General features: G+C 68.8%; 9 protein-coding genes and 1 pseudogene. 5 read left to right on the forward strand and 5 right to left on the reverse strand.

Features of this window, described 5'->3' with window-relative positions:
- Window positions 1–163: 163 nt before the first annotated feature.
- Together CW362_RS41740 and CW362_RS41745 are read left to right on the forward strand one after the other, a co-directional pair.
- Window positions 164–385: pseudogene (locus tag CW362_RS41740) on the forward strand (transposase family protein); the annotation flags it as partial.
- Window positions 386–602: 217 nt separating this feature from the next.
- Window positions 603–1,601: a DUF3710 domain-containing protein gene (locus CW362_RS41745; RefSeq protein WP_103554801.1), complete on the forward strand. Its 999-nt coding sequence runs from the start codon at window positions 603–605 to the stop codon at window positions 1,599–1,601.
- Between the two features lie 163 nt (window positions 1,602–1,764).
- Here the strand turns inward: CW362_RS41745 and CW362_RS41750 are convergent, their stop codons facing one another.
- Window positions 1,765–2,049: a hypothetical protein gene (locus tag CW362_RS41750; protein ID WP_103554802.1), complete on the reverse strand. Its 285-nt coding sequence runs from the start codon at window positions 2,047–2,049 to the stop codon at window positions 1,765–1,767.
- 290 nt (window positions 2,050–2,339) lie between these two features.
- Between CW362_RS41750 and CW362_RS41755 the strand changes: the two genes are divergently transcribed.
- Window positions 2,340–3,260 (forward strand): hypothetical protein, encoded by a 921-nt coding sequence (locus CW362_RS41755; protein WP_240658336.1) that lies wholly within the window; start codon window positions 2,340–2,342, stop codon window positions 3,258–3,260.
- Window positions 3,261–3,341: 81 nt separating this feature from the next.
- Here CW362_RS41755 and CW362_RS41760 read toward each other — a convergent pair whose 3' ends face one another.
- Window positions 3,342–4,259: a DUF6891 domain-containing protein gene (locus tag CW362_RS41760; protein ID WP_103554804.1), complete on the reverse strand. Its 918-nt coding sequence runs from the start codon at window positions 4,257–4,259 to the stop codon at window positions 3,342–3,344.
- A 205-nt stretch (window positions 4,260–4,464) separates the two neighbouring features.
- The gene (locus tag CW362_RS41765; RefSeq protein WP_162684420.1) at window positions 4,465–5,061 is read right to left on the reverse strand and encodes a GNAT family N-acetyltransferase; all 597 of its coding nucleotides are present in this window, start codon (window positions 5,059–5,061) and stop codon (window positions 4,465–4,467) included.
- 653 nt (window positions 5,062–5,714) lie between these two features.
- Between CW362_RS41765 and CW362_RS41770 the strand changes: the two genes are divergently transcribed.
- Together CW362_RS41770 and CW362_RS43640 are read left to right on the forward strand one after the other, a co-directional pair.
- A complete protein-coding gene (locus CW362_RS41770) occupies window positions 5,715–6,398 on the forward strand; it encodes a hypothetical protein (protein WP_103554806.1) in 684 nt (227 codons plus the stop codon).
- Between the two features lie 39 nt (window positions 6,399–6,437).
- A complete protein-coding gene (locus CW362_RS43640; protein WP_162684421.1) occupies window positions 6,438–6,740 on the forward strand; it encodes a hypothetical protein in 303 nt (100 codons plus the stop codon).
- Window positions 6,741–6,966: 226 nt separating this feature from the next.
- Here CW362_RS43640 and CW362_RS41780 read toward each other — a convergent pair whose 3' ends face one another.
- Both CW362_RS41780 and CW362_RS41785 read right to left on the reverse strand, forming a co-directional pair.
- Window positions 6,967–7,332 carry a hypothetical protein gene (locus tag CW362_RS41780; protein ID WP_103554807.1) on the reverse strand — a complete coding sequence of 122 codons (366 nt, stop codon included), beginning with the start codon at window positions 7,330–7,332 and terminating at the stop codon, window positions 6,967–6,969.
- Between the two features lie 404 nt (window positions 7,333–7,736).
- Window positions 7,737–9,024: FG-GAP and VCBS repeat-containing protein (locus tag CW362_RS41785; protein WP_103554808.1), on the reverse strand; the 1,288-nt coding region annotated here is incomplete at its 5' end.

A 9,024-nucleotide genomic window follows, 5' to 3' on the forward strand; every position in this document is an offset into this window, starting at 1 on the left:
GGCGAAGCCGGCTCTGGCGGAACATCTGAAGCAGCCGGTCGGCCTCGGCGTCGATGCGGCGTTGGCGTCCGGCTCTGGTGACGGCGGTCCTCAGCCGTCCGCGGGTCAGTGCGGTGGCCCCTGCCGACCGGCCCAACCGGCCAACCCACTGGCCTATTAGGCGTATCAAGGGGCCGACGATCCCGTCCGAGTCCCGTTCCGGGGCCGTCGCCTCAAGCGATGGAAGCGGCGTCACAACAGCACCCACGCCAAGATCCGCTGCGTCGGCGAGCAGGCCATGGCCGTCCTGAAAGGCCGGCGTCTGCTCCGCAGGCTCCGCTGCAGCACCAACCGGATCACCGACGTCGTGAAGGCCGTCCTCGTCCTTCACCACGCATCAACATGAGGTTGGAAGAGGCTCAGTGAGGCGGTGGCAGAGGCGGCCGGCACGCGTTCCAGCTCCGTATCCCGGGCACCGGGTGCGACGACTTCGACGGCTGCGGACCTGGGGCAGCCGCATGATCAGAGCCTAACCGGCCAGGATGTGGGTGGTTTGGGCAGTGTCGTTGCAACCGGCATCGTTGTGACTCGGGGAATTCAACTGGCAAGGAGATGGTGGCAGGGTGTCCGCTGAAACCACAGTCCGGAGGCTGGTCACGGAGTTTCGGCGAAACGGCTCACTGAGTGACGGTGAGCAGTTGGTCGATGTGGATGAACGGTCCGCCGTCGATGACCCGGAGTCGCCTGCCGTCATCGTGTTCGCGGCTGCTCAGGTGATGATCCGCCTTCTGTGGGAGGAGGAGCACGGGGACCTCGACCGTGTCGTGGCGCACATCCCGACTCCTGAGCTGAGCAGAGCGGACAAGGAGTTGCTCATCCGGGCGTGTCTCGGTGACGTCGAAGCTGTACGGAACGCCCGTGATGAGCGTGGTGTCCTGGACATCAGGACCCTCATCACCCTGCTCTGTTCGCTACTGGAGGGGGAGGGGGTGACAGAGGCGGCAACGTATGAACTCCTCGACCTCGCCACGGGCCATCAGGAAGAGACGCTCCGCATGATGCGTGGCGGAGATCGAGGAGGGCCGTGGGACGCGACAGAGGCGGTGTCCCAGGAATTGCCCGTCATCGACCTCGGCGGAATCAGAATCCCCGCGGGCGACGGTCTTGAACTGCTTCCCATTGCCAGCGGAGGCCGTGTCTGCGGAGTCACTGTTGTCCGAGGCTCCACGGCTCTCCAACTGCAGGCTTTTCACGCTCTTCCCGGCCGGAACTGGGACGTGATCCGCGGCGAGTTGCGCGGGAAGATGGTTCGAGGCGGCGGATCCGCGAAGGAGTGGACCGGGCGCGCCGGCGTAGAGATCCGGGCCAACGTACCGACGGTGCGGCCCGATGGATCAACGACCGTCATGCAGGTCAGGTTCCTGGGGCATGACGGCCCCGGCTGGCTGCTCCGCGGCGTTGTCACCGGCGCTGGCGCAGCCCCTGAAAGCACCGACGAGTGGGCGTACCGGCTCTTCGCGTCCAGCGTTGTTGTACCGTCGTTTTCACCGCCGGAGAACGGGTCGCCGATTGCGTTGAACATCCCGGACGGGTTTCACGGACAGCAGGGGAATCGACCTTGAATCCACCGGGTGATGGCGAACGGGGCCGGCCCGTGGACGAAGGCCCCCTCAAGGCGTAGGCCGAGAGCCTTGCGGTCATGGAAGGGGCGGCTTTGCTGTGAGCGGACCGGCGGGCGTCGGTGGGTCCTGTCCGGTCAGGTGGGGTCGAGAACTGCTGTCAGACTCACGCAGCCTTGCCGTCCTGGTGGGCGCGGATCTTGGCCCAGGCCTCCTGCTCGGTCTGCTCGGCCTGTGCGGTGTACTCGATGCTCAGCTCGCGCGCCGCCTCGCGGGCCCGCTGCTCTTTCTCGGCGGCGGTCGGCTCACGGGAAGCCAGTTCTTCGGGCAGGTCGGTGATGGTGGTGCCGCGTTCCTCGGCCGGGGTGCGCAGCCGGTCGCGTACCTCTTCGCTGGTCTTGATGCTCGTCGCCTTGCCCGTACCGGCGGTTCTACCGCCGGTAGAACGCATCGGACAGCTGCACGGCTGAGTGTGACTGAGCGCGACAGTTGGCCCGCGCGAGAGCCGCAGAGGTGTGCTGAGCTGGGGTTTCTGGGTTCATGACGGTCTGCGGCGTGCAGCGCCCCGGTTACCCGGTGGCTTTGCCTGGTCCGGATCGCGCATGATCCAATCTCTGGTGGATCCGACGGGGGTGTGGCGTGGGGGACTGGCGGACCGATCCGACGTTCGCGATGTGCAGGGCTCTGGTCGACGGGGCGGATCTGGCATCGTTCGCGGGAGGTCCATTCGACATCCGGGCTGTGACGACGACCATCCGGCCCGAGGCCACCGACGGGGCCGTCCTCGACGACCTTCCCTGGGGGAACTTCCCCCACGGGGAGGACGCCCGGGAGGCCGTTCGCCTGCTGCGCACGAAAGACGGGTCGGCACGTAACGCGATGGGTGTACTGATCGGCATGTGCGCCGACGACAGCCGGGCCGCCGCCGCTCTCGCCGTCCCATTCCTGATCCGGATCGCCACCGACCCGCACCATCCACACCGCACCGCCGCCCTCGGCGGTCTCGCCGCCCCGGCCCGCGCCCGTTACTTCGGTGTCGCCTCCCGCGCCGAATTCCTCCTCCACCGCCCCGGCCCCCGGCACGACGACTACGACGACTACGGCGTCGAGGTGACCGGCTACCCGGCAGGCTGGTCGGTGGCCGCTGCCCGAGCCGCGATCACCGCCGGAACCCCCTTGCTCCTGCCTCTCCTCGACGACTCCGACCCTGCCGTGCGCATCGACGCCTCCTACGCTCTCGCCACCGCGACCGCCCCCGGCCGTACGGTCCGAGCCGCGTTCGCTACACGGTTCGCCAAGGAGCAGGACCCCATGGTCCTGGCCGCCTTGGTTCTCGCGACCGCAGAGACGACACGTGCCCACCCGCACCGGTCGGCCACCAAGTGGATCCGCGAGATGTGGCAGGACCGGGCACAGGCCCCCGAAGTCCGCCTTGCCGCCGCGATCGGCTGGCTCTGCCTCACCGACGAACCCGCCCCCGACACCCTGCACACCACCGCCGACGTCCTGGCCACCGAAGAACGCGCCCGCGCCATGAACGCCCTGCCCTGGATGGCCGCCCTTGGTAGCAACGAGCCGGGACTCCTGCGTTGTGTCCGCCGCATGCTCCACCCGGAAGAGCCCGAACCGTACAGCGACGACCCCTGGGCCCCATGGCCCTGACCGGCCCCCGCACACCTGCTCGCGTTCTGTGCACCGCAGTTGTCCGTCAGGGCCCAACTGGCGTGCACGGTCACAAGTTGCCTAATCGACCAGGCGGCGGCGCCAGTCCAAGGGGGTGACGGTGACGGCCCGGCTGGGGTCACCGTCCCACTTGGCGTGGAGGCCGACGGTTTCGAGGGCGGCCACGATCTCGTGGCCGATGGCTGCGGTGGTCTCGGGCGAGCCGTCGAAGCCGCCGTAGAGAAGCATCAGCCCGTGGCCGGCCGCGGCGGAGTCCGTGCACTGGGTGTGGAAGTAGACAAAGCCGCGAGCGTCGGGTCCGCCTTCGCCGCCGATCTCGGATTGCCCGCAGTTGCGGCAGCAGGTGAAGTTCTCGCGGGCCGTGATGCCGGCTTCCTGCAGGACGGTGAACGCGCGGGTGAGCCGCTCCGGGTCGGTCTCGCCCCGCCATGCTGCTTGTTCCGCGACCCGCTCCAGCCACAACCGGTCGGCCAGCACCTGCGCCTGTTCACGCGAAACGGGCCGGCGGTCCTTGGTGACCAGGTACTCCTCCGCAAGTTCGGTCAGCTCGGCGCGGGAGGCGTAGCCGCCGACGAGCACCTCGCGGACGCGTTTTTCCAACTCCACGCGCTCGTCCTCCTCGAGGTCGAGCGGCGGCACCTCACGCACGGGGCCCATGTCCAGCAGCGACCAAGCCAGACCCCCCTCCCAACCGGCCTCCGAACGGGCCCAGCCGGTCAGCGCCGCGATCACGGCTTCGGGCCCGTCGACCATCGCCTGGAAATGCCGGTCGGCGGCACCGTCCCGGTACTCCAACGTGTAGTCATCACCAGTCTCATGCCAGACCTGGGCGAAGACGTCAGGCAGGTCGGGTATCTGCTGCACCACCAGGAACCGGTCACCATCCCCACCGATCCGCCGAACCAACCCAGCCAGTTCCTCGGCGGACACACGCACGTGCCGCCCCCGGTTCTCCGTCTTCACCACGATCTCGAGCATGCGCAGACTCTGACACACCCCTCAGACACCAGGCCTCCCGGGAGCCGACCGGCCCTGACCTGAGCCGTGGCGGTGTCGCGGCCGCTGTGGGCCGGGCCGCGCCCGAGGCGGACGACGCGGCTGAGCGGCTGGGTGCAAAGCAGGACGATGCTCCCCGCGCCCCGGCCTCGCAAAGGCACGCCAGGGGCGGTGAGGAGGCGGCCGATCAGCTCCCGCCACGACAGCGCGAGGTTGCTTCCTGCCGATGCTGGTACCAGCATGCGTCGACCTCACGTCCGTCACCCAGAGTGAACCGTGTCGGTCCTGACGCAGGGGTGAAGCCAGCCGCCGTGAGGGCTCCTCGAGAGGCACCGTTCGTCGGCTCCGCGCCCGCTCGTACGACCTTGAGACCGAGATGCCGGTGACCGAGCTGGACGGCCGCGCGGAACAGCTCGACGCCCAGTCCTTGCCGACGGTAGCCAGGGGCCAGCCAGCCACCGATCTCGCCGGATTCCAGGCCCACGCTCGTCGCGCCCGCATATCTGCCGTCGGCCGCATGCACTGCGGTCAGCTGGACGAAGCCATCGGAGTGTTTCTCGAGCTTCCGCATCATCTTGAAGCGGTCGCGAGCCTCGAACCTCGACAGGTCGTCATCCGCGCGCATGGACAAAAACAACTCTCGCGTGTCCTCGTGCTGCACAAGCTCGTCAGCCCTGGATCCCAGCCAGTGCTGCGCCTCGGCGTCAGATCCAGCTGCGGCAGGAGCCATCACGTCCAGGGCGATGAGCGGCGTGTAGAGCAGCAACCGCTCGCTGCGCAACACGTGCCGGCCCGCACCGCACCTACCGCGCACAGGTGGATGAAGCGGTTCCGCGGACCGGCGAAACAGTGCTTGCCACATCATGCCCCGCCCCAGGAAGAAGACTGCTGAAGCGCTGCTCCAGCACCGCGCGACGGCCGAATATAGCTTGTCCCCGCAGAGACCCGTGAGCCTGGGTGTCGGCACCGGCCCGATACATCACCGAGTGACTTCCCCCGCGGCCTCGACCGGGTTTTCTGCCGGTGCGGCCCGGCTGATCTGCACTGGAGGCAGTCGGAAAGGCCGGGTGCCCGCTGGCCGGAGACCGAGCGCGCCCGTACACCGCCCGGGCGCGCTCGGTCTCCGGCCCAAGGGCGTGCTCCTCGACCCGGCGCAGTGCGGTGCCCAGGCCAGGCGCCACCTTCTGCACCCCGACGACCCAGATCGCCTGCGCGGCGCCGGCGCCCCCCGTCATGACCGTGCCGCACGCTAAGGTCGGCAGGCGAAAACAGGCCAAGGCCAGATGCGAAGACGACCTGCGGGACACGCGATGTCCGTCGCACGACCGGTGGTGCGTGAACACCTGATCCGAGTGTGCAACTGACGGTGGCCGGAAGTTGTCCTTTGTGACGAGCCGATGAGGCACACCGAGAACCGGGACAGTAGGGGGAAACATCATGAACGTGACGTCGAGGAAGGGCCGACGCAGACCGGGCGTTGTCCGGGCGGTTGTCCTGGGCGCCTGCGTGGCGGGCGCGTTGGCCCTCACCGGGTGCAACGGCGACGGCGTGACAGGTTCGGACGTCGGCACGAGCACGAGCCCCACGAAGGCGGGGAGCACCGGTGGTGGGACGGGCACCGGCAACGGAACGGGCACCGGCACGGCGAGCAAGAAGCCGGCCGCCACGCCGTCTTCGGGCTCGGGCAGCGCCGCCGAGTCCCCCGGAGCAGCTCCGGCCACGTCCTCGTCCCCCATTGCCGCGGGGTCGGGTGCGGGTGGCGACGACGACGGATGCGACCACAAGATGCCGATCTCCCCCGACGAGGTCGCGGTCTACCGCTACACCCCCGAAGGGGGATCTCTCAGCCTGATCGTCAAGCACGGCAACTGGGGCTGCGGATCGCCCGACTCCGATGGCGCGCCGTTCGAGACGGTCGGCAAGGAGACGTTCATCCCGATGGACCAGGCCGCGTACGTCACCGTGACCAACCCCATCGTGGAGAGCACCGAGAACCAGCACATCGGCGTGCAGGAGTTCCTCGACTGGCTGGAGGCGCACCCGAACTCGGGGCTCGTCTTCACCTACCACCTGGGCGCCGACGGTGCCATCGACCGCCTCGACGAGGTCTTCACCCCCTGACAGCGGCCCTCGTGAGCAAGCGCCCGGACGACGCCTGTCGTGCGGGCGTCCGCTCACCGCCCGCACAGCCGTACCGGCAGTGGACCGCAGGTCATCTGCGACCTTGCGGTCCGTGCCGACATCGACAACACCGGACACCTGGAGTCGTGGAAGGGCCTCGCTTGCCGCGTCAAGGAAGTAACCATCGCCGACGTCCGCCCAGGTCACGTGGCCTGGTCCCATGTCCGGCCCGGAGGTGAGGTGTCGGTCCGGCGGGAGGACGCCCATGGCGACCGGCAGGTGTATGTCTCCGCCTTCGACCGCGTGGATCTCGCTGACGTCGTCTATCACCGGTTCGGCTGAGGTTCCCTGCTGATGATCGGCCTCACCGGTTCTCTTTCGCCAGGAGACCGCGTCGTCGGCGGGTCCGGTAGGAGTCGCCGGTGAGGGGGAGGACCTCGGCGTGATGAACCAAGCGGCCGACCTCGTGGCCCGCCGCCTCACCGGCGAAAACGCCCTCTCCTGGCGCGACCCGGCACACAGGCCAAACACCGGATTCCGGGATGAAGCAATGGGAGAGGACGACCTCTTACGAGAGCCTCCTGCCCATGGCCGCAACGTCGCTCTCGTGGTCTTTGCACCGCCACCACTCGTCGATGTTCGCGAAGATGATCAGCGCTGCGGTCCGGAGGTCTGCCTCCTGCACCCCTTCGCTCAAGAGGTTCCTGGCATCCTCGTCGAAGTTCAGGCTCAGCGGCCGGCGCTGCGACTCGATGCCCGGCCGAGCCACCGTGATCTCGGCTTCGAGGAGGACCCGTTCGCTCTCGACTGATCCCTGGGGGAAGCTGCGTCGTGTCAGCTGCAACTGCTCGACACGGATCGGGACGGCGTACGTCGCCTCGTACTCGCGGAGCAGATCACACAGCCGGGCCCGCGTCTCGGACGTAAGGATCATGGCGCTTCCTCGACGGGCAGGACGCCGCGGTTCGCCGGACCGGGCGCGGCTGGGGCCGGGTGCATCGTCCATGGAGCAGGCTGTGATGATGCCCTGCGGGTTGATCCTGGGCGTGTGCCCGTAGGCGTTCGGGTCGTCCAGCATCCCGAAGTGCTTGCTGCATGGGGGCATGGCCTCCATGCAGCAGTGCCATGAGCTGCCCGCCGCTCTTTGCGGGGGCATTGATCCGCCGGGTCGGTGGCAGGCGTTGTGGCTCTCGTTCGGACGGTCCGGATCGGCGAAGGCCTTGACCGGAACCGTTGCGAGGGAATCAGGTCGGTGGCGGGCATCGTCGAACTCGGCCCGTGGGGCTGCTGACTCCAGGCGTCCCGGCACCGGACCGCCGGTCCTTCGGTCCGGGCGTCTCAGCGGGCGAGCGTGGAGCCGAAGTGGGCTTCGTCTCCAGGCATGTTCAGGGTGGAGGGGGTGAACGTCGCGATGTTCTTGGTGACGGGGCCGTTCTTCGAGCCGCGCAGGACCCAGGCGGCGCCCGAGTCGGTCTGCGGGCCGTCCTCCCAGGGGGCGGAGACGATGAGGTCCGCGCGGTTGTTGGCGTTGACGTCGGCGAGCAGGACCTCGTCACCGAAGTAGTCGTCCCGCTCCGAGACGCCGGGGACACCGGCGGTGGACTGCGAGAACGCGAGCGCTCCGTTGCCTGTCGGGCCCTTCGGTCCGCCCTTCAGCAGTACGACGCTGCCCGCGGCCCGGGTGGTGGCGATGGCCTCGCCCGGCACACCGACCGCGAGGTCCGGGTAGCCGTCTCCGGTGACGTCGCCGGCGGCCAGCGCGCGGCCGAACTGGTCTCCGGCCTCGTTGATGCCGGGGACTCCGGGCGTGTTCTGTGTGATCGTCGTTGCCCGGGCGGAGAGTCCGGACGGCGAGCCGTAACGGATCTCGACGGTACCGGGGCGGGTGACGATGTCCTCGTGACTCGTGCCGAACTTGAAGGTGGCGAAGTCGCCGTAGCCGTCGCGGTCGAAGTCGGCGATCACTCCTTCCGAGGACGGGGTGAACGATCCCGGAGCGCGCGTCACGGAGTTGTCCCGGCCGCCTTTCCAGAGGCGAGTGGGATGGCCTTCATCCTCGAAGCCGTGAGTGGTGACGATGTCGTCGGCTCCGTCGCCGGTCACATCGCCCACGATGAAGTCGTAGCGGCTGTCGTTCTCCTCGTCGAAGGGGACCACCGTGCGGGCGGCGGACTCGCCGGTCCGGGTGATGGGGCCGAACTCCACGCCCACCAGACCGGTGCCGACGACCAGGTCCGCGTGCCCGTCGCCGTTGACGTCCCCGGCAGCCAGGGGACTGCTGCGCGGGGCGAACGAGAGGGCGACGGCCTTCTTGAGGCCGGTCGGAGAACCCCACAGAACGATCGTCGGCCCGTTCTCGGACCCGAGGACGAGGTCGGTGTAGCCGTCGCCGTCGAAGTCGCGGGCGGCGCTCGTGCGGCCGAAGGCGTCGTAGTCCACCACCTCACCCGGAACACCGGCGGACGCCCTGCTGATGATGCGGGCGTGCGCGGTGTCGACACCGCCGGGGGAGCCGTACAGGACGGTGACGTACCCCGCGTCGTCCCGGCCGTCCACGGTCGCCGCGGGCGCCGCGACAGCGAGATCGGCGTAGCCGTCGGCATTGAAGTCGGTGACCGGTCCAGAT

Source organism: Streptomyces populi, from assembly GCF_002911015.1.
Classification (GTDB): Bacteria; Actinomycetota; Actinomycetes; order Streptomycetales; family Streptomycetaceae; genus Streptomyces; species Streptomyces populi.